The following is a 19,784-nucleotide window of genomic DNA, read 5'->3' as shown; positions in this document are numbered from 1 at the left end:
ATATTTTAATTTGAATACATTTTTTGTACATCATAGGTCAAAACACCACGCACAAAACTCTGGTTATGCACGATTGATGGATCATTATGATCAGGCACACTGTATTGATGGTAAACCAGCTATACCTTACAAGCTTGCCAAGTTATTGGCTAACATGACTAATGACATGTATGGTATTTATAATTCAGATAGTGTTTTGAAAGAGTTTGAACTTTATAAAAAGTTACGTGCTCATTCACAATCTAAAAATGTAGTTCATTATTTAAACGCAGAGCGCGATATAAGGTATATCATGACTTTTAAAAAGCAGTTTAAACAAACTGTTTTTTGTGGTACGTTTCACAAACCACCTACCGTTTTAAATAAACAAATTAAAAATACAAAGTTTATAAAGCAACTTCATGGTGCCGTGACTGTAGGTTCTAATCAAGTTGACTATATTAAAGAACGTTTTGATATAGACCAAGTTGTTTATATCCCTCATGGAGTTAATACCCATTTTTTTAGACCAAACACATCTTTAAGGAAACCCAATAGATTGTTGTTTGTTGGGCAACATTTGCGTGATTTTGATGCTTTTAACCACTGTGTAATTCGTTTGGCGGAATTGGTTAAAGATTTATCAGTTCATGTGGTAATTCATCCGGCCTACCAAAAGAAAATTGTATCACATTCATGTGTTCAGATACTTACAGATATTGATGATTGCTTACTTCTAAAGGAATATCAAGAAGCTAGTATCTTGTTCATTCCATTATTGGATAGTACAGCCTGTAATTCTATTTTAGAGGGGCTGGCGTGTGGATTACCTGTAATAACTACAGATGTAGGTGGCAATGCTACATATTTAGATGGGACAAAAAGTATGCTGGCCCCAAGTGGAGACTATGATTGTATGATTACTGAAATTATAAGGCTTTTAGATGATTTCAATGTACTACAGGAGCTGTCTGGTTTGGCCAGATTAAAAGCCCTTGGTTATGATTGGACGATTGTTTCTGAACAAGTGCGGAAATTCCATAGTTCTATTACGAGTAGGGTTTCCTAACTTAAATTATTTAAAATACCAGTTTTGTTTGTCTTGTTTTTCGGTAATATATTATTTTTTTGTATTTGGGTACTAATCGGATTTACTATATTAGAGCCTTAAACCATGAGTCAGACTATTACAACACAAATATTACCTACACAACAACAGTTTGCTAAAATAAAAGAGGCTCATGCCTTGCATCATGAAGCTATTTGTGTGTTTTTGGCAACTGGTTTTTTTTTGGATCAAGATACTTTTTGGAAAGATGAGGTTTGTCTTTTGCCTGCGCATATTCATAAATTTGATGATGAGGGATTTTTAACTAGTAGTAGTCCTTGGTTTGAATGGCATTATTCACCCCGAGCGATTACATTTGAAACGGCTTTGGAAGAATATGTTGCTTTGTTGACGAAGGTAATGAATGACCAGGTTGCCGACAGATCAGTTATATTGCCTATTTCAGGTGGCTTGGATAGTAGGAGTCAGGCCAAGGTGTTAAAAGATTTAGGTGTTTCTGTTCAGGCATATAGCTATAGTTTTTCAGGTGGTTATCCAGAGCATCAAATAGCCAAGCAGATTGCTGAAACTTGTAATTTCTCATTTCAACATTTTTTAATAAAGGAAGGCTATTTATGGGATTGTATTGATGATTTAGCACTAATAAACGGATGCCATTCTGAATTTACCCATCCAAGGCAAATGGCCATCTTGCAGGATTACAAAAATATGCAAGGTGTTTTCTCTCTTGGTCATTGGGGTGATGTCCTGTTTGACCGGGGTGTTCCAGCTGGTACTTCTGAAACAGACGTTGTACCTATGTTATATAAGAAAATGGTAAAGCCTAAAGGATTTGAACTTGCAGAAAAATTATGGGGAGTTTGGGGGCTAACTGGTAACTTTAAAGATTATTTGGTTGGTCGTATTGAGAATTCTTTAAACACTATTTCCATAGATAATTTAAGCGCAAAAGTACGTGCCTTCAAAACCAGTCAGTGGGCTCACCGATGGACAACAACTAATTTAAGCATTTTCGAATCTGTTCATCCTATTACATTGCCTTATTATGATAATAGAATGCTAGAGTTTATTTGTACTATTCCCGAAGTATTTCTTGCCGATAGAAAGTTGCAAATTGCTCATCTTAAGCAAGATACCGCATTGGCGCATATAACTTGGCAAGACCACAAGCCGTATAATTTAACTAATTATCATAAAAATAAGTTGCCTAATAATTTATTATATCGTGTAAAAAGTAAATTAAAAAGAGAACTTCAGGGGTTATTAGGAAGACCCTATGTTCAAAGAAACTGGGAATTACAATTTGAAGGTAAGGTAAATAAAAAAGAGTTAGAACATTATCTATTTGATGCTGATTTTAACAGTTGGATACCCAAAACGCTCATTGCAGAAGTTTACTCCAATTTTAAGACTATTGATCGTGTAGGGTATTCGCATGCTGTAAGTATGTTGTTAACTTTATCACTGTGGCATAAACACTTTAACAACAATGGTATATGAAACTCTCTGTTGTTATTCCGGTTTATAACGGTGCTGAATTCATACTTAAATCGTATCACTCAATTTTGAGTCAAGATATTGATGATTTTGAGTTGCTATATGTGGATAATAATTCAGCTGACAATTCAATTGAAATAATAAAGAAACTTCAGCTTGAAGATCAACGCGTAATATTGCTCGATCAAACAAAACAAGGTGCTTCAGCTGCTAGAAATAAGGGTATAGCTTCTGCTAAAGGGGACTATGTTTATATATTTGATGTTGATGATGAGATTTATCCAGGTGCATTACAAAAGATGATTACTGTGTTGGATGCTTCACCTAGTTTGGATGCAGTATTTGGTAAAATGGTTAAATCGCAAAAGAGTATTTTAAAAACAGTTAAACCAGATAATGAAACCCATGAAGTCATAATTAAAGAAAAACCATTTTGGGGTTTGTATTGGTTTTCAAGTTTGGCCAATGTGGTTGGACCACCTGCCTTTTTGTATAGAAAAGATGTTTTTAAGTCAATAGGGCTCTATAATGAATCTTTATTGATAGGTGAAGACACAGCATTTGATATTAAGTTGGGAATGCTTTGTAATGTAGCCTTTTTAGACATGTATATTTATTTGTATTTTAGGCATGTAAGCTCCACAAATCAAAGTGCAAAAATTAATAATGAAATGGTTTTTCACACATGGAAACGTTTTACCTTGGAGCATTTGCCATTTTATTTTAATCATAAAGTTCCTAGAGAATATACCAAAATATTATTTTTGGAACTTTATCGTATGATGGGCAAAATTATTTGTCGTACACAGGGCTTCACAAACCGGAAAATAAGATTACAAAACTTAAAAGCTGAAGTGTCACCACTTAAACTTCCTTTTTTAATTCATACTTATTTGGTTATTTTGGTATTTTTACCAATGACAATTCTTTTAAAATTTTATGTGTATTATTTGTCAGACTGGTATTCAGATAAGCATTTGAAAAATGAAGTAAAATTAAATGACCATGAGGCGACTTTTTAAGCATTTGATCAGGAAATTATTTCTTTTCTTTTTATATCGTAAATATGTATTGGGGAACGTTGTTATTCAAGAGGATGTCCAACAGAATATATTGATAAGAGGTAGCAATTTGATTGATAAGCCCATAAAAAAACAATTTAGTCATTTAATGCATTATTATCCAGAATATGCTTTTCTGTTTTTTTGGCGCTTGAAGGGACAAGCTCATTTGTTTAAGCGCTTTTTTACAAAAGATTTTCATTGTAAGATATTTAAAAGTACGCAAATAGATGGGGGCTTGAGTTGTTATCATCCATTTGCCAGTGTAATTAATGCAAAATCTATTGGTAGAAATTTTCAGTTTAGAAATGGACTAACCATTGGAAATAAGCGTAATGACAATAGTTTAATTCCCAGTATAGGTCATGACGTAACGGTAGGTGCTCAAGTGGTTATTATTGGTAATATCACCATTGGTAATAACGTGATAATTGGGGCTGGTTCAGTAGTTGTAAAAGACGTTCCATCTAATTGCGTGATAGCAGGTAATCCAGCAAAAATAATTAAGAAATTATGAAACATAAAAAACGCATTCGTGTTTTATATACTATTCCTAACTTTAATACAGCTGGAAGTGGTCGATCAGTGTATGATTTGGTAAAGGGACTCGACAAGACCATTTTCGAACCTGAAATATGTTGTTTTCATAATAAAGGTACCTTTTTCAAAGAAGTTGAATCATTAGGAGTTCCCATACATTTGTTTCCTTTTACGACTGCTTACAGGCCTTGGACTACTTTTTTTTTTAGAACACAACGCATTAAACAGTTTTTTAAAAGACAGGCGTATGATGTTATCCATTCGTGGCACTGGAGCTCTGATTTTTCAGAGGCTTTAGCAGCTAAAATGGCCGGAATTCCTTATGTGTATACAAAAAAAGCTATGGGTTGGGAGAGTCGTTTTTGGAAATGGAAGTCCTTTTTAAGTAGTAGCGTTATTGTAGTCAATCAGGATATGATGGTTAAGTACTTTTCAAAAATGCACGACAAAGCAGTTAAATTTCCTTTAGCCATTGACACCAAAACATTTGTACCTATGCCTGCATCTGTACCTTTGAGAAATCAACTTGGTATTGAGGCAGATGATTTTGTAATAGTTTCTGTAGCCAATTTGGTTCCAGTTAAGGGGATAGAGGACTTAATAGAAGCTGCACTAATACTTAATGAAAGCCGTATAAAAGTATTAATAGTTGGTGACCATAATAATGATTATGGTTTAAAGCTTAAGGCTCGATACCAGAAAGACGAGGCCATTACATTTATTGGGAAACAATTGGACGTTAAGCCTTACTTGGCGTTAGCAAATTTATTTGTTATTCCAACAAAAGATGAAGGTAGGCGTGAGGGTATTCCTAATGCACCTTTAGAGGCCATGGCCATGGAACGCATAGTATTGGGGTCAGATGTATCTGGTATCCATGATATTTTGGAACCATTTCCTAGTTGTTTGTTTCAAGCAGGAGATGTTAAAGCTCTATCCTATAAAATACAAGCTATTAAAGGGATGTCTCAAGAGGACAAAGTTGATTTGGCTCAAAAAATGCGGCTTCGTGTCGTTGATGTGTTCTCTATTGAAGATTTCTTAAACAACCATCAATCACTTTATTTAAAACTGGTTGGTTAATAAAGCTGAATGTTAGAATATATATGTTATTTAACTCAATAAGCTTCGCAATATTTCTCCCAATAGTATTTCTAGTCTATTGGTATTTATTAAACAGATATTTAAGGCTACAAAACTTATTTATATTGTTGGCAAGTTATATTTTTTATGCTTGGTGGGATTGGCGTTTTTTAGGATTAATAGCATTTAGTACTTTGGTGGATTTTATTGTGGGTAGGCAGCTACATAAAGTTAGCAATATTAATAATCGGAAAGTCCTACTGATATTGAGTTTAACCTGCAATTTGGGACTTTTGGGCTTCTTTAAGTATTACAATTTTTTTATTGAAAGCTGGATGGATGCTTGGGCACTATTTGGGATTTCAATGGATGTGGATACCCTGAAAATTATCTTGCCAGTAGGTATCTCTTTTTATACGTTTCAAACCTTGAGTTACACCATAGATGTTTATAGAAATAAACTTGAGCCTACGTCAGATTTTATTCAATTTGCTGCTTACGTCTCCTTCTTCCCACAATTGGTAGCTGGACCAATAGAACGCGCGAAAAATTTATTACCACAATTTAATAAGTCTAGAGTTTTTGATAGCCAATTTGCTTTAAGTGGTTTTTATTTGATAATCTGGGGCTTGTTTAAGAAAGTAGTCGTGGCTGATAATTGTGCTTTTTTTGTAAACCAAATATTTGACGGTGCAGGCAGTTATTCTTCTATGGAGTTGTTTATGGGTGCCTTGTTATTCGGATTTCAAATTTATGGTGATTTTTCAGGTTATTCGGACATTGCCATTGGTGTGGCACGCTTATTTGGTTTTTCTTTGAAGGTTAATTTTGCTTTCCCATATTTCTCTAGAGATATAGCTGAATTTTGGCGACGCTGGCATATATCACTTTCAACCTGGTTTCGGGATTATTTGTATATCCCATTAGGAGGCTCGCGAGGGAGTTTACTGTCGCAATTAAGAAACGTTGCTATTGTTTTTTTGGTTAGTGGACTTTGGCATGGAGCCAATTGGACCTTTATTATATGGGGTGGCATTCATTCCTTGTTGTTTTTACCTTTATTGATGACTAAAACCAATAGAATATTTGTTGATGATAACCGATTACATTTTAGGCAGCTTTTTAAGATAATGATAACATTTGTATTGGTGAGTTTGGCGTGGATTTATTTTCGAGCCGATACCGTTTTGAATGCCAATAATATGATTGTTGATATTTTTAGTTTTAACAGTTGTTCCTTGTCGCTTTTTCACACAACTTCAAAATCATTGTTGTTTAGTATGATTATTGGTGTTAGTTTAATTGTACTTTTATTATTTGAGTATAATGCAATTCAAAAAAATCATAAAGAAGTCAGGTTGTCGTCTTATTCGGCTATATTTATAGCTTTGTTAATAGCTTTTATGGGAGTGTTTAAAAACCCTGCGGACTTTATATATTTTCAGTTTTAGGTATGTTAGTGTTTCTTAAAAAAATAGGATTTATATTATCGGGCTTTTTACTGCTGTCCTTCTTGATTAGTTATGGCAGTTTGTGGTTATTGCGACAGTCTCATTTTTATAAGCCTGCTTATTTAGCTAATGGCGTAGTTCAGAAGCAATTTGACTATATTGTTTTAGGAGCTAGTACGGGTTTGACCACTATAGATACAGAGTTGATAGACTCTGAATTAGATGTTAAAGGGATAAATCTTGCGGTAGATGATACATCATTACCAAGCCAATATTTAATGTTACAACATTTTTTGGCTGAAGGTAAACAGACCGATTACTGTATTTTGGCACCGAATCCAACAAATTATACTACTAAACATGACGATATTAGTGATAATGACTATAGGTTTTTAATGTATATAGATAGGCCCTATGTCTATGATCATTTTAAGAATTTTACCGGTTTTAGAGCTCATGCACTAACACTTTCTAGATGGTTGCCTACTATTGGTGTTTCGTATTATAATGCTGAAGTATTTTATCCTTCGTTGTTAAGTGTTTTATCTCCAGAAAGACGCAATCGGTTTGATATAAATGGAAACTATACTTATCCAAACTATAAAACCCCATCAAGACCTATAGAAAACTTTGAGAATTTTCCGATAGATTTTACTAATAATTATCTAAAAAAAATTAAAGCATTATGTCAGTTACATGATATAACTCTTATTTGTTATATATCTCCTATGGAAGGAAAGAAAGCTGCCTTTGATGATACAGAATATTTAATCATAGACCATAGTGATGTACTTAAGGATAGTCGTTATTTTCATGATATGATACATGTTAATACACTGGGACGCGATAAAGCTAGTAGGCAACTGACAATAGATTTCAATAAATATATTATAACGGAACAATAGTTAATTTGAAAAAAAGACTTAAAATAGCTATCTATTCTGGAGAGATACCCAGCACTACTTTTATTGAGCGGCTTATCACTGGTTTGTCTGAGACAGGTTTGTGCGATATATTCCTATTTGGAATCAAGGCTAGACGTGTTACTTATAGTAATAAGGTTCGGGTTCTTGGCTATACAAATAGTAAGTTGCATAAAGCCTTTTATTTGTTGACGTATTCGCTATTACTTTTTTTCTTAAGAAGAAATGATAAGAAAAAGTTAGACACTCTTTTATTGTCACAATCCAAAAACACATTAAACAATAAGGTAAAATGCTATCCCGTTTTATGGCATAAACCTGATATTTTTCATTTACAATGGGCTAAAGGTATTGGAGATTGGATTTGGGTTCAGGAATTTGGAATGAAACTCGTGGTAAGCTTACGTGGTGCTCATATTAATTACTCACCTATTGCAGATAAAAAACTGGCAAGTGTGTATTGCCGCAATTTCCCGAAGGTCGATGGGTTTCATGCCGTATCAAAAGCCATTGCTGTTGAGGCACAGAAATATGGCGCAACACAAGATAAAATAAAAGTAGTTTATAGTGGTCTAGAGCTCACTGGCTCAAAGCCTGATGTTGTTAGAAAAACACCAGCGGTTTTTCAAGTCTTATCAGTTGGTAGACCGCACTGGAAGAAAGGTTATACTTATGCTTTAGATGCCTGTAAATTACTAAAGGATCAAGGTTTTTTGTTTCAGTATTCTATTGTAGGTGGTTGTGATGATATTGAATTACTCTATCACATACATGATCTAGGGCTCGCTGATGTAGTTGAATTAACTGATAAGTTACCAAATGAGCGTGTAATGACACGTATGCAAAATACTGATTTATTACTCTTGCCTAGTGTTGAAGAAGGTGTAGCGAATGTGGTCTTGGAAGCCATGTCATTAGGGACATTGATTTTAACTACTGATTGTGGTGGTATGGAAGAAGTTATTATTGATGGCATTACGGGGTTTGTTGTACCCAAAAGAGATTCAAAACTCATCGCTGAGACCATTACTTCAATAAGTAAACTATCTGAGAATAAAAGAAATTATATTGCAACTAATGCTTACCAGAAACTATTGGAACAACATACAAAATCGGAAATGATAACACGCATGTATGACTTTTATAAACACATCTAGATTTCAATTTGAATAGTCAAAAGAACATAATACAAACTATAGGAATTGTACTCCCTACTTTACCTGGTTATTCTGAAACCTTTTTTAGAAATAAAATCATGGGTTTAGTCAATAAAGGTTATAATGTTATTTTGTTTGTTGGTAAAGAAGAGGGAATTAGTAATACACTTCCTTGTACCGTGCAAATTTTGAAAAGCTTTAATTCAGGTTTTTTGAAAAACAGTTATCATGCATTAACAGCTTTTTTTAAGGCAGTTTTGATAAATCCTCGGCGCAGCTATAAACTTTTGTTGTTGGAAAGAAATAATGGGGTTACAATGAAACGTAGCTTAAAGAATATTTTGATTAACCAACCATTACTTTCAGAAAATCTTGATTGGTTGCATTTTGGATATGCCACACTAGTTGTAAATAGAGAGTATGTTTCTAAAGCAATGGATGCACAAATGGCTGTGAGTTTTAGAGGGTTTGATATGTATTTATCGCCACTAAAACATAATAATTGTTATGAAAGCCTGTATAAGCAACCAGTAAAATATCATGTGCTATCTGACGAAATGAAGCGTTTATTAGTGAGTAATAATGTGGCGAGTTCTCAAATTCATGTCATATCTCCGGCAATTGATATCAAGAAATTTAATAGAGGAGACCGTATTCATAATTCAAGCACTTTGCATATCCTTACAGTGGCTAGGTTACATTGGGTAAAAGGATTAGATTATACTTTAGAGGCCTTATATCATTTAAAGAAACTTGGTATTCCATTTAAGTATACTTTAATTGGTTCTGGAGAAGAGAGGGAACGTTTAATTTTTTCTGCTTATCAATTAGGTATCATTGACCAAATTGAATTACTAGGTAAACAACCTCATGAAATGGTCAAGGAAGTCATGATGCAAGCAGATATATACATGCAATACAGTATTCAAGAGGGTTTTTGTAACGCTGTTTTAGAGGCTCAAGCTATGGGTTTGCTTACTATTGTTTCAGATAGTGGAGGACTGAAAGAAAATGTTTTAGATAATGAAACGGGTTGGGTTGTAGCGAAAAGATCTCCGATATTATTAGCAAATAAGATTAAAGAAGTTGTTGATATGCCTGAAATTGAAAAAACTAAAATACGAAGCCAGGCTAAACAGCGCGTATCGAGTCAGTTTAATTTAAAGCAACAGCAGGAGAAATTTATTGAATTCTATAAACAACCTGTAGCTAAATCAAAAAGACTTTAATATAGGGTTTATTGAGTTTTGTGACTATATAATCTTGTGTTCTTGTATTGTGAAATTATTTTATTGTTTAAATTAGCCATAAAGAAAGTTAACGGCCAAAATAATTTGCATGCGTTTAAAAAATTCACTTAAATCACTATACTATAAAATAGGCTTACATGAGCATAAGTTTGAATCTGTGACGTTTTGTGGTTGTAATCTGCGTGTGTTAAAAGGGACTATCAGGCAACAGGTTGACCAAGACGATGCTTGGTGGTTTTATTTGGTAAAACATCACCATATAATTTTTGATATTGGTTGTAATGTAGGTTATACGGCTTTACTAGCATTAATTCAAGATCCACATAAACAATTGATTTTGGTTGATCCTAACCCGATAGCTTTGCAAAAGGCAGCTCAAAATATTATTATGAATGGGGTTGGTAATCACGTGAATTACGTGTCGGCCTTTGTTGGTAATTCAGTGGATGATACTATTAAGTTTTATACCATAGGTTCAGGTGCAGCGGGCAGTATGTATGCTTCTCACGCCCAAACGGCTTCAGCACTTAAGACTTCAATGGATGTGAAAACAGTGACTTTGGATTATTTATATGATTATTATAATAAAGCTCCTGATTTAGTCAAGATTGATGTGGAGGGTGCGGAAACACTGGTAATGCAAGCTTCTAAAAAACTTGCCAGAGAAACGCAATGTGCTTTTTTTATTGAAATGCACAATGTCCAAAATTTAGGAATGAAAGCTGCAGGACAACTGATGTTAGATTGGTGTGAAGAGATGGATTACAAAGCCTGGTATCTTAAAACGGGTGAGGTATTAATTGATGCAGATACCATCAAGAGTCGGGGTAAATGCCATTTATTACTGTTACCTAAAAGCAAAAGCTATCCAGAATACTTAAAGGGAATCCGACAAAACGCAGCACTACCTAACACCATTTGATGCCATTTTTATTTCTTAAATACTTACAACCCACACATTATTTTCGATTGCATACGAAAAAGGGGCGAACCGTTTTTCCTAGAATCGACTTGTTGCCAGAAAAGATTGTCAAATATTTAAAACGTGATAGCAGCTATCAGTCAGAACATGCGCAAGATTATGATCTATCTTGGCAAGCCATACAACTTGGTTATGTAGGAGATGCTGGTGTTTATCAGCATTTTGAGACTGTCTCTGTTTATGATAATTATAGGTTTGTACGTCGTTATTTTCATGGTGCCTGGGTTTTATATGTTTTATTCATCCGTTTACTATCCTTTAAAAACCCCGTTAAAGAATTAAGGGCTTGGTTTAATACGCGTCAAGTTCGGCGGTTTCAAGAATTTTCACCAATCAAGTATTCAGAATGGTTAACATTTGATTCCATTTTAATGGACAGGAATCCAAAGGTTAGTATTATTATTCCAACTTTAAATAGATATGACCATTTAGAACATATTTTGAGAGATTTTGAGAAACAGGATTATACGAATTTTGAAGTTTTGGTAATTGATCAATCTGATAATTATGACCCTGATTTTTACACCAATTTCAATCTGAATATCCAACTGATCCGACAGGAAGAAAAAGCGCTCTGGTTAGCACGTAATACAGGCATTAAAAGATCCAAGGGAGACATTATCGGATTGTCAGAAGATGATGTACGCATTAAGACTGATTGGATTTCGGCTCATTTAAAATGTTTAGACTTTTTCAAAGTACAGGTTTCGGCAGGTGTTTTTTATCCAGATGGTCAAAAGATTCCAAGAGAACGTTCATTTTTTGCTATTGGGTCGCAATTTGCTACGGGCAATGCTATGCTATACCGAGATGTTTTTAAAAGGGTAGGGTTATTTGATAGGCAGTTTGAAAAGCAACGTATGGGCGATGGTGAATTTGGTATGCGCTTATATTTGGCTGATTTAAAAAGCGTTTCTAATCCAGAAGCTTCTTGTGTAGATATCAAAGCCGGGACAGGAGGATTGCGTGAATTAGGGAGTTGGGATGCTTTCAGGCCAACTTCTCTGTTTGCACCAAGACCTATACCTAGTGTGCTTTATTACTTTAGACGTTATTATGGGAATGTAGCGGCCAGGTGGTCTTTGTTGCGAACTATTCCAATGTCTATTTTACCCTATCAATTTAAAAAAAGCAGACTCATGCTGTTATTTGCTTTGTTGTTGAGTATAATGATGCTCCCATTAGTTTTGTTTCAAGTTGGTAAAAGTTGGATGTTGGCTAGCGAGAAATTGAAAGAAGGGCCATTGATTGATGAGTTAGAACGATGAACTTGAAGTTGAATTCGAAAATAGAAGTAATAGATGAATAATAAATAGTATTGCAAATAGGTTTTAAATAATAAACTTACTAGTTGATTTTTTAGATTATAAATTGAAATTTTGAGTCATAGAGAGGATGTAGGGCGAAAAAAACGTGTCAATGAATAGCCGATTAATCATGTTATAGCGATGTATGTATTATTCTCCAAAATAGGAAAACTGGAGGTTTCTGAATGAAATAAATTTCAAAATTTTCGCGTCACTCTTTGTCGCTTATGGCAATGACAGTAAAAGAAACAATGATTGAGAAACATATTAATAGAAAATAAAAATAAGTTATTGAATAAAAAGATACTCATTGTCACTTCTGAATTTCCGCCACAACCAGGTGGGATAGGAAATCATGCTTATAATTTAGGGCTATATTTATCTAAAAACCAATTTGAGGTTACTGTTATTGCTGACCAAAGGGCAGCCGTTAATGATCAAGAAAAGCAATTTGATGCAAAATTACCATTTTTAGTAAAGCGCACCCAATTAAAAAACATAAGGTTATTTATGTATTTTGATAGAGTTTTTAAAACCATAAAAGCACTTAAAAAAAATGATCTTGTTATTGCTACCGGTAAATTTTCGCTTTGGAATGTAGCATGGTGTATTAGATTCTTGAAACGTCCAAGCTTGGCTGTTATTCATGGTACTGAAGTGAATTTTAAATCCTTTGGTTTAACAGCTGTCACAAATTGGGCTCTTAAACAATTTACGCAAGTTATTGCTGTCTCAAATTATACTAAGGACCTAGTGTCTCATTTAAATTTGAAAGTGACTGTGATTCCAAATGGAATCAATACAGTGGTATGGAATAAAGACCATTTGGAATGCCAGGAATTAAAGGGTTACCCCGTACTTACCACGGTAGGGCGTGTGAGTAGTCGTAAAGGGCAATTAGAAGTTATCAAGCATTTGCCAGAACTAATCCGTGATTTTCCGGAAATTCATTACCATTGTATTGGAATACCAACCGAAGCTGAAGATTTCATGAATGTAGCTAGATCATTAGGTGTTGAGTCATTTATCACCTTTCATGGTGCTGTCAATGATAAGTTCCTTAAAGCTGCTTTAGTTGCCACAGATATATTTGTGATGTTGAGCACTGAAAGTATAACTGGAGATGTCGAAGGTTTCGGTATCGCTATTTTAGAGGCCAATGCTTTAGGTGTTCCAGCTATTGGTTCAAAAGGTTGTGGTATTGAAGATGCGATAAAACAAAATTATTCAGGTTTCGTAATTGATAGGGCAGACAGTGAAACATTTAAAGTTACAATTTCAAAAATCTTAAAAGCTCAAGAGTTTTTTAGATTAAACTCAATTACTTGGGCACAGTCACATGATTGGAATATTATTATTGAAAACTATATAGGTATAATATCATGCGTTCGCTAACAATAATATCACATACAGAACATTTTATTGAATCTGATGGTACATTAGTTGGTTTGGGCTCAACGGTAACAGAGATTAATCATCTTTTGGACATTTTTGATACCATTACTCATGTGGCTATGCTACATAAAGGTGAACCACCATCAAATGCTTTACCATATAGTTCTGAAAGAATAAAGTTTGTGGCACTGCCAGCCGTAGGTGGACAAACACTAGCTGATAAGTTAAGGATTTTAAATAACAGTCTAAAAATAATTAAGATTGTAAAAGTTGAACTTGAAAAAAGTGATTGGTTTCAATTTAGAGCACCTACTGGAATAGGTGTATTTATAATTCCTTATGTAATACTATTTCAAAACAAAATGGGATGGTTTAAATATGCAGGTAATTGGAGGCAGAAAAACCCGCCAATAGCTTCTCGCTTTCAAAGATGGCTTTTAAAGAACCAAAAAAGACCTGTGACTATTAATGGGTTATGGCATGACCAGCCTAAACAATGCTTGTCATTTGAAAACCCTTGTTTGACTGATGTTGAGCTTTCACAAGGTCAGACTGTTATAGCCAATAAGCATTTTGACAAGAATGATATTCATTTATGTTTTGTCGGACGCTTGGAAGAAGCCAAAGGGTTAAGTATTTTAATTGAGGGAATCAATTTGCTCAATGAAATCGAAAAAAGGCAAATAAAGACTATTCATATAGTAGGTGATGGTCCTTTGAAAGATTATTATATACAACAGTCTAAAAAAATTGGAGTCCAATTCAAATTTTACGGACTGCTAGCAAGGTCCGAAGTTCATGATATCTACAAACAATCGCATGCTATTGTATTGCCTTCGGCCTCCGAAGGATTCCCAAAGGTGATTGCAGAAGCTATGAATTATGGCTGCATACCTATAGTATCAAATGTTTCTGCCATAAGCCATTATGTGCTTCATAAACAGAATGGCTATCTATTGAATAGTATTAATGCAGAAGGTGTTCATCAGGCCTTAAAGCAGTTTTTAAAACTAACTCCTCAAGCTTATTTGCAAATCATAGGTTCTAAAGAAAATGATAGGAAGCGATTTACATATAATTACTACAACAAACGTATAGTAAACGACATTCTTTAATATTAATTTAATACTTATAAAAATTCTCGTATTTTGCCTAAAATTTTAAGAGGCAAAGGGTATCTCCGTTTATTATAATTTACATGATTCAATCAATTAATCTTATTAGTGGCAAAGACAAACAAGTATGTTTATTTAAAAAGGAACATGACCACAAAATAACGATTGATACGCTTGTTATTAAAGAAAAGCCCCTGACGCTACAAGTTATATTTAACACAAACATCAAACATGTTAGAAATCATGATTATACTTGGAGTGAAGTAAAAAAGAACTATGTGGCAAATTGGCATTCTCCCAAAATTATTAAACTTGAAAATGGCCAGATAATACAGGCAAATCAACAAACTGGGATTTGGGAAATTAATAAAGTACAAAGTCACATTTTATTATGGCATTTTAATCCAAGATACTCAAAACCGTTAGCTCAATATGATTCAAATAATTCCAAACGAATAGTTGATGGTAAATTAGTTGTTTCAAAAGTTACTCCTTTAGCATTATTGTTAGTTAAAGATTACGGAATTGAAATTAGTCGTTCCAAATTTCCTTTTTCTGCCATAGCTTGTTTTACTGATCATTGTGATTTTGATACGTTAAATAATCTTAAGCAACAACGAGAGTTTTTTAAAAAGCATCAAATAAAGCTTACAAAAGGTTTTTTTTTAAACCATTATTCAAAACACGCAGATACCGCAAATTTTCATAACCATTCGGATGAATATGAAAAGTGGATAGCAGACGGTCATGAATTAGCTTATCATGCTTTGTCACAATCAATCAAGCCTTTATCAGATAGCTTAAATGATTTTCAAAATTTTAAGCCACCACTAGAGTCCATAAAAACATATATAGATCATGGGTTCCAGCCCTACAACCTGTCTCAGTATTATAATTATGAGCAAATTAAATCAGATTATGCAAAGAAACTAAAGGAAGCCGGTATTGATACCTTATGGAATTATGTCGATTCTGGAACTGCCGTACGAGGTGTTATTAATCAACTAAATCCAAACCAATTCACATTAAGTAGCTTTACTAAAGGGATTGCTAATTTGTGTTGGAAAACACGCATTTCCATGTTCATTAAGAATACCATATTCCATTATTTTAATAATGACTACAGTTTACGGTTATATAGGTATGTGGCCCGGTATATAAAAACTTTTAAAAGCAAAAAATCCATTAGGAAGCATTTGTTTTTTCTTTTAAATGGTTTAAAGCTTATTAGACTGTTTATCCCTATTGGGTTATTTTGGAATACCAGAAAGCATAACATTTATCCACTGGCAAAATATTCGCCAGTAATTTTTGATCATGATGTTTCAGGTAAAACATTTACTGTATTCCAAACCTTGGAGATGATTGATTTTAAATTAGGTTTATGTCCAAATAATTTAGACCTATTAATAAAAGAGCATGGCTTGTTTATTGCTCATACTTATTTTTCGGCACCAATGAATTACCATCAAGGTAAATTGTTTGGAAAAGTTGGAGAGATTGATGCTCAAGTCGAAAAAAATTTTTCCTATTTGTCTCAAAAGATTAAATCTCAAGCTATTTGGAACCCTACATTAACTGAACTCATAGGCTATTTGAAGCAATTTGAAAGTGTCAAATTTGACTGTGATGCCGAGGGTAATTTAATTGTCTTGAACCAAGACGATTTGATAACTAGAAAAGTAAGATGATAGAATATGTTTTTACCAAGGATAGGAAATGGTTGGATGCCTGGGATTTGTTTGTTGTCAATAATCCAAAAGGTAGTCATTTAATACTTTCTGATTGGTTACAGTCTTATGCAGCTTATGGTTTTGAATACGAATTAGGTTTGGTTTTAAAACATGGCGAAATTATTGGCGGTTGTGGTGTGATTATTCCTAAATTTTTATTTTTTAAGTTTTATATTATTCCACACGGACCTATATACGATGCTAATCATCAATCCTATTTTGATACTCATCTTAGCGAATTGAAAAAGCAGGCCTTAAAAAGAGGTTGTTGTTATTTACAGTTGAGTTTACCATTGTCAACCGACAAATCTGTTGACAGGCATGTTTATAAGCCAAAAAGTATGAACCCCCTAACGCAAGGCTTTGTTTCAGGTAAGTTGTTTAAGTATGTTTACACGACCTACGGCTTAAATTGGATAAATTTTTATGGGATTAATAATGCTGAAACCTTTTTGGAAAAACGGTCAGCCAAAGTAAGACGCAACATCAGAATGCCTTATAATAAAAATGCTAAAGCCACATTTGTAACGGATGAAAAGTCTATAGAAAAAGGATATCAAGTAATTTTAGAAAACGCCAATCAAGGAGGCTATGCGCTTAGATCATTTAAAGAATTTAAAGGTACTATACTAGACTTAATAGCAAAGAAGCAAGCCTATTTTATAATTTGTGAAGTAGATAATGTAATCAAGGCAGCGGCATTTTTTGTTGAAACAAGTGGTTATATAACTAATATTATGGGAGGTGTGTTGCGAGAAAAACCTGATATTAAATTAGGGTATATGTTACAGTATGAAATTATAAAAAAATCGTTTGAGCAAGGTTTTAATGGTTACAATATTTCTATGGGCGGATCTTTGGGAGTTCAAGATTTCAAATCGAAATTTGGTGCGGAAAACATCTTTTATGAAAACCCACATTATCATTTAGTACTTAATGGGTTTAACTTCAATTTATTTAAATTTTTTGATAGTCATTTGAAGCCTTATAAATCAAAAATATCTAAATTGTTATCACATCTTAAATAATGAATAGGTTTTTTAGAAAATTTCGACTAGTTAGTATTGATGTATTTATATACCATATGGTTAAGTATAATGAATTTCAATTACCTAAATTTAAATATACTATTCAGCGTGAGAATATTCATAATAAGACACGTTTTTTTATAAAAGATTTAAATACATTAGTACACGAAAGTTATGTGTTTAAAAAGGTTTTTTTATTGAAGTCTATCCACAAAAATGGACCCGTAATTGGTGATTGTTTTACAAATAAACAGTACAGAGGTCAAGCCATCTATCCCGTTGTGATTAATTATATAGCAAAACACTTATTGGAAAACAACTCTAAAGAAGTATTTGTGGTTGTTAACAAAAGCAATAAAAGCTCCATAAAGGGTATTGAAAAGGCGGGATTTGATAAATTAGCTTCCATAAAAGCAAAAAGGTGGCTTTGGTTTTATTCAAAGCGAGAGATAAATTATTTTAATAGAAAATAAAATTCATGAAATTAAAACTTACAACAAAATTTAAAATATGGCTTTCCAAATTGCTTCCTAATTCGGAAAAATTACGTTATCTTTTTTGGTTGCCAAAATTACATGATTTCGATAAAAAGTACGGACAACATAGTGCTGTTTTGGTTAGTAGAAATGAACTGTACAAGTATGTTAATTCTATAATTAATAATAAGGCTATTACGTATTGTGAGTTTGGTGTTTTTAAAGGTGCGAGTATTAAGTATTGGTCGCGTTTGAATACTGACAAAAATTCCAGATTTATAGGTTTTGATACATTTAGTGGATTACCAGAAAGTTGGGATAATTTTACGGGTGGATTAAAAAAAGGAACATTTGATACTAATGGACAGTTACCACAAATTGCAGACAAACGTGTTTTCTTTAAAAAAGGTTTATTTCAAGATACTTTGCCTGAATTTTTATATAACTATGACTCAAGTAATCTATTAATAATTAATATTGATGCTGATTTATATTCATCAACGTTGTTTGTTTTGACAAAGGCTCATGATATAATTAAAAAGGGTTCTATAATTATATTTGATGAATTTTCAAGTATATTACACGAATTTAGAGCTTTTGAAGATTATTGTAGTGCCTATGGTGTTGATTTTGAAGTCATAGCCTATACAAAGTCATCGAAAAGTTATTATGCACATGTGGCGATAAGGATTTTGTAACGGGTTGTATCCTCAAAACGCCTTAAAGAAAGTAAAACTCTGATTTATTAGAGTGTAACTAATAAAAAAATTTTATTTTTAACTTTTATATAAATTAAATTTCATTAATGACAATCAATAAACTTATTTGGGCATTTAAACGGCACCCATTCTTGTATATAACACGATTTAAATTGTTGTCAAAAAATTCAAACATTGATGAAATAGGTACATATAATTATAATCAGGTTAACAAAAAAGAGGATATACCAAAATATTTTCATGAAATAAATGACGTTATTTTTTTTGATGGAATACCAGAAACAGATTTAGAATTTATTAAAAAGTTAAGCAATTGGTTAGTGAAAAACATTAAAGGCGGACCAGGTTTGAGTGTGCCTTCTGAAGAGGCATTAAAAATTATGCTTGCAGGTAAAGGTGGGGTTTGTAGTGATATGGCACAGATATTCAATAACTTTTGTGTTATTAATGATAAGCTAGTAAGGGAATGGGGTTCAACCAGAGCTCCTTTCAATAAGACATATGGTGGACATTCGTTCAATGAAGTTTATTGTAAAGAGCTTAATAAATGGGTGTTGGTAGATGTCTCATACTGTTCAATGTTTTATAATAATAATAATGACATACCTTTGTCTGTTATTGAACTATATCAGTTGTTACATGATAATATCCCGATAACCTATAAGTCATTTAACGACACTATTTGTCTAGATGAAACTACTGCTAACAAAAACTATTTAAATCCTGATACTGTACCTTTTTTACTATGTAATTATTCAAATAAAATTTATGATAAATTTTTAAAAACATTAAGACCTTACCTTCCTGTCTTTGTCATTCATTTTATAATTTTTATTTTGAAAAAAAGTTATTATTATAGATTTCCACTTAATAATTACAAGGAAATATTCAGTTAATAGTTTTTTTCATATGCTGATTTTTGAAATATAACATTACATATATAACAGCAGTTTTATTCCATGCTTTCATAGGGATGGTCATTTATTTTAATGAAAGTCTTTCAAAACTGTATTTTTTTG

General features: G+C 33.0%; 18 protein-coding genes. All 18 read left to right on the top strand.

Annotated features, from left to right (window positions below):
- The first annotated feature begins 10 nt into the window (after positions 1-10).
- On the top strand, positions 11-1,048 hold the full coding sequence (locus HGK31_RS07495; protein ID WP_191859183.1) for a glycosyltransferase family 4 protein: 1,038 nt from the start codon (positions 11-13) through the stop codon (positions 1,046-1,048).
- 105 nt (positions 1,049-1,153) lie between these two features.
- Positions 1,154-2,548 carry an asparagine synthase-related protein gene (locus tag HGK31_RS07490; protein ID WP_191859182.1) on the top strand — a complete coding sequence of 465 codons (1,395 nt, stop codon included), beginning with the start codon at positions 1,154-1,156 and terminating at the stop codon, positions 2,546-2,548.
- Positions 2,545-3,567 carry a glycosyltransferase family 2 protein gene (locus HGK31_RS07485; RefSeq protein ID WP_191859181.1) on the top strand — a complete coding sequence of 341 codons (1,023 nt, stop codon included), beginning with the start codon at positions 2,545-2,547 and terminating at the stop codon, positions 3,565-3,567. The genes HGK31_RS07490 and HGK31_RS07485 overlap by 4 nt, the downstream gene beginning before the upstream one ends.
- On the top strand, positions 3,551-4,123 hold the full coding sequence (locus HGK31_RS07480; RefSeq protein ID WP_223115317.1) for a serine acetyltransferase: 573 nt from the start codon (positions 3,551-3,553) through the stop codon (positions 4,121-4,123). The genes HGK31_RS07485 and HGK31_RS07480 overlap by 17 nt, the downstream gene beginning before the upstream one ends.
- Positions 4,120-5,229 carry a glycosyltransferase gene (locus HGK31_RS07475; protein WP_191859180.1) on the top strand — a complete coding sequence of 370 codons (1,110 nt, stop codon included), beginning with the start codon at positions 4,120-4,122 and terminating at the stop codon, positions 5,227-5,229. Before HGK31_RS07480 ends, HGK31_RS07475 begins: the two co-directional genes overlap by 4 nt.
- A gap of 128 nt (positions 5,230-5,357) precedes the next feature.
- Positions 5,358-6,680, top strand: a complete 1,323-nt coding sequence (locus HGK31_RS07470; protein WP_317169722.1) for an MBOAT family O-acyltransferase — start codon at positions 5,358-5,360, stop codon at positions 6,678-6,680.
- A 2-nt stretch (positions 6,681-6,682) separates the two neighbouring features.
- Positions 6,683-7,585 carry a hypothetical protein gene (locus HGK31_RS07465; RefSeq protein ID WP_191859178.1) on the top strand — a complete coding sequence of 301 codons (903 nt, stop codon included), beginning with the start codon at positions 6,683-6,685 and terminating at the stop codon, positions 7,583-7,585.
- Between the two features lie 5 nt (positions 7,586-7,590).
- A complete protein-coding gene (locus tag HGK31_RS07460; RefSeq protein WP_191859177.1) occupies positions 7,591-8,760 on the top strand; it encodes a glycosyltransferase family 4 protein in 1,170 nt (389 codons plus the stop codon).
- Between the two features lie 8 nt (positions 8,761-8,768).
- On the top strand, positions 8,769-9,989 hold the full coding sequence (locus HGK31_RS07455; RefSeq protein WP_191859176.1) for a glycosyltransferase family 4 protein: 1,221 nt from the start codon (positions 8,769-8,771) through the stop codon (positions 9,987-9,989).
- 109 nt (positions 9,990-10,098) lie between these two features.
- Entirely contained in the window at positions 10,099-10,932 is an 834-nt protein-coding gene (locus HGK31_RS07450) for an FkbM family methyltransferase (protein WP_191859175.1), read from the top strand.
- Positions 10,933-10,979: 47 nt separating this feature from the next.
- On the top strand, positions 10,980-12,260 hold the full coding sequence (locus HGK31_RS07445; protein ID WP_233451033.1) for a glycosyltransferase family 2 protein: 1,281 nt from the start codon (positions 10,980-10,982) through the stop codon (positions 12,258-12,260).
- 330 nt (positions 12,261-12,590) lie between these two features.
- Positions 12,591-13,694, top strand: coding sequence for a glycosyltransferase family 4 protein (locus HGK31_RS07440; RefSeq protein ID WP_191859173.1), 1,104 nt, complete (start codon positions 12,591-12,593; stop codon positions 13,692-13,694).
- The gene (locus HGK31_RS07435; protein ID WP_191859172.1) at positions 13,682-14,809 is read left to right on the top strand and encodes a glycosyltransferase; all 1,128 of its coding nucleotides are present in this window, start codon (positions 13,682-13,684) and stop codon (positions 14,807-14,809) included. The genes HGK31_RS07440 and HGK31_RS07435 overlap by 13 nt, the downstream gene beginning before the upstream one ends.
- Before the next feature lie 83 nt (positions 14,810-14,892).
- On the top strand, positions 14,893-16,500 hold the full coding sequence (locus tag HGK31_RS07430) for a hypothetical protein (protein ID WP_191859171.1): 1,608 nt from the start codon (positions 14,893-14,895) through the stop codon (positions 16,498-16,500).
- Positions 16,497-17,570, top strand: a complete 1,074-nt coding sequence (locus HGK31_RS07425) for a peptidoglycan bridge formation glycyltransferase FemA/FemB family protein (RefSeq protein WP_191859170.1) — start codon at positions 16,497-16,499, stop codon at positions 17,568-17,570. The genes HGK31_RS07430 and HGK31_RS07425 overlap by 4 nt, the downstream gene beginning before the upstream one ends.
- The gene (locus HGK31_RS07420; RefSeq protein ID WP_191859169.1) at positions 17,570-18,043 is read left to right on the top strand and encodes a hypothetical protein; all 474 of its coding nucleotides are present in this window, start codon (positions 17,570-17,572) and stop codon (positions 18,041-18,043) included. Before HGK31_RS07425 ends, HGK31_RS07420 begins: the two co-directional genes overlap by 1 nt.
- 5 nt (positions 18,044-18,048) lie before the next feature.
- A complete protein-coding gene (locus HGK31_RS07415; protein WP_191859168.1) occupies positions 18,049-18,744 on the top strand; it encodes a TylF/MycF/NovP-related O-methyltransferase in 696 nt (231 codons plus the stop codon).
- Positions 18,745-18,851: 107 nt separating this feature from the next.
- Complete coding sequence (locus HGK31_RS07410; protein WP_191859167.1) at positions 18,852-19,661, top strand: transglutaminase domain-containing protein; 810 nt, start codon at positions 18,852-18,854, stop codon at positions 19,659-19,661.
- Positions 19,662-19,784 lie beyond the last annotated feature (123 nt).

This window comes from Hanstruepera ponticola (genome assembly GCF_012931685.1).
In the GTDB taxonomy this organism is placed as follows: domain Bacteria; phylum Bacteroidota; class Bacteroidia; order Flavobacteriales; family Flavobacteriaceae; genus Hanstruepera; species Hanstruepera ponticola.
The sequence above is the reverse complement of the archived record's forward strand: the minus strand, read 5'-3'. Positions and strand labels throughout refer to the sequence as shown.

Excerpts from the sequence above, each read along its gene's own strand:
- HGK31_RS07410 (WP_191859167.1), top strand. The coding sequence starts at position 18,852 with ATGACAATCAATAAACTTATTTGGGCATTTAAACGGCACCCATTCTTG.
- HGK31_RS07465 (WP_191859178.1), top strand. The coding sequence starts at position 6,683 with ATGTTAGTGTTTCTTAAAAAAATAGGATTTATATTATCGGGCTTTTTA.
- HGK31_RS07415 (WP_191859168.1), top strand. The coding sequence starts at position 18,049 with ATGAAATTAAAACTTACAACAAAATTTAAAATATGGCTTTCCAAATTG.
- HGK31_RS07425 (WP_191859170.1), top strand. The coding sequence starts at position 16,497 with ATGATAGAATATGTTTTTACCAAGGATAGGAAATGGTTGGATGCCTGG.
- HGK31_RS07485 (WP_191859181.1), top strand. The coding sequence starts at position 2,545 with ATGAAACTCTCTGTTGTTATTCCGGTTTATAACGGTGCTGAATTCATA.
- HGK31_RS07475 (WP_191859180.1), top strand. The coding sequence starts at position 4,120 with ATGAAACATAAAAAACGCATTCGTGTTTTATATACTATTCCTAACTTT.
- HGK31_RS07490 (WP_191859182.1), top strand. The coding sequence starts at position 1,154 with ATGAGTCAGACTATTACAACACAAATATTACCTACACAACAACAGTTT.
- HGK31_RS07430 (WP_191859171.1), top strand. The coding sequence starts at position 14,893 with ATGATTCAATCAATTAATCTTATTAGTGGCAAAGACAAACAAGTATGT.
- HGK31_RS07420 (WP_191859169.1), top strand. The coding sequence starts at position 17,570 with ATGAATAGGTTTTTTAGAAAATTTCGACTAGTTAGTATTGATGTATTT.
- HGK31_RS07435 (WP_191859172.1), top strand. The coding sequence starts at position 13,682 with ATGCGTTCGCTAACAATAATATCACATACAGAACATTTTATTGAATCT.
- HGK31_RS07450 (WP_191859175.1), top strand. The coding sequence starts at position 10,099 with ATGCGTTTAAAAAATTCACTTAAATCACTATACTATAAAATAGGCTTA.
- HGK31_RS07480 (WP_223115317.1), top strand. The coding sequence starts at position 3,551 with ATGAGGCGACTTTTTAAGCATTTGATCAGGAAATTATTTCTTTTCTTT.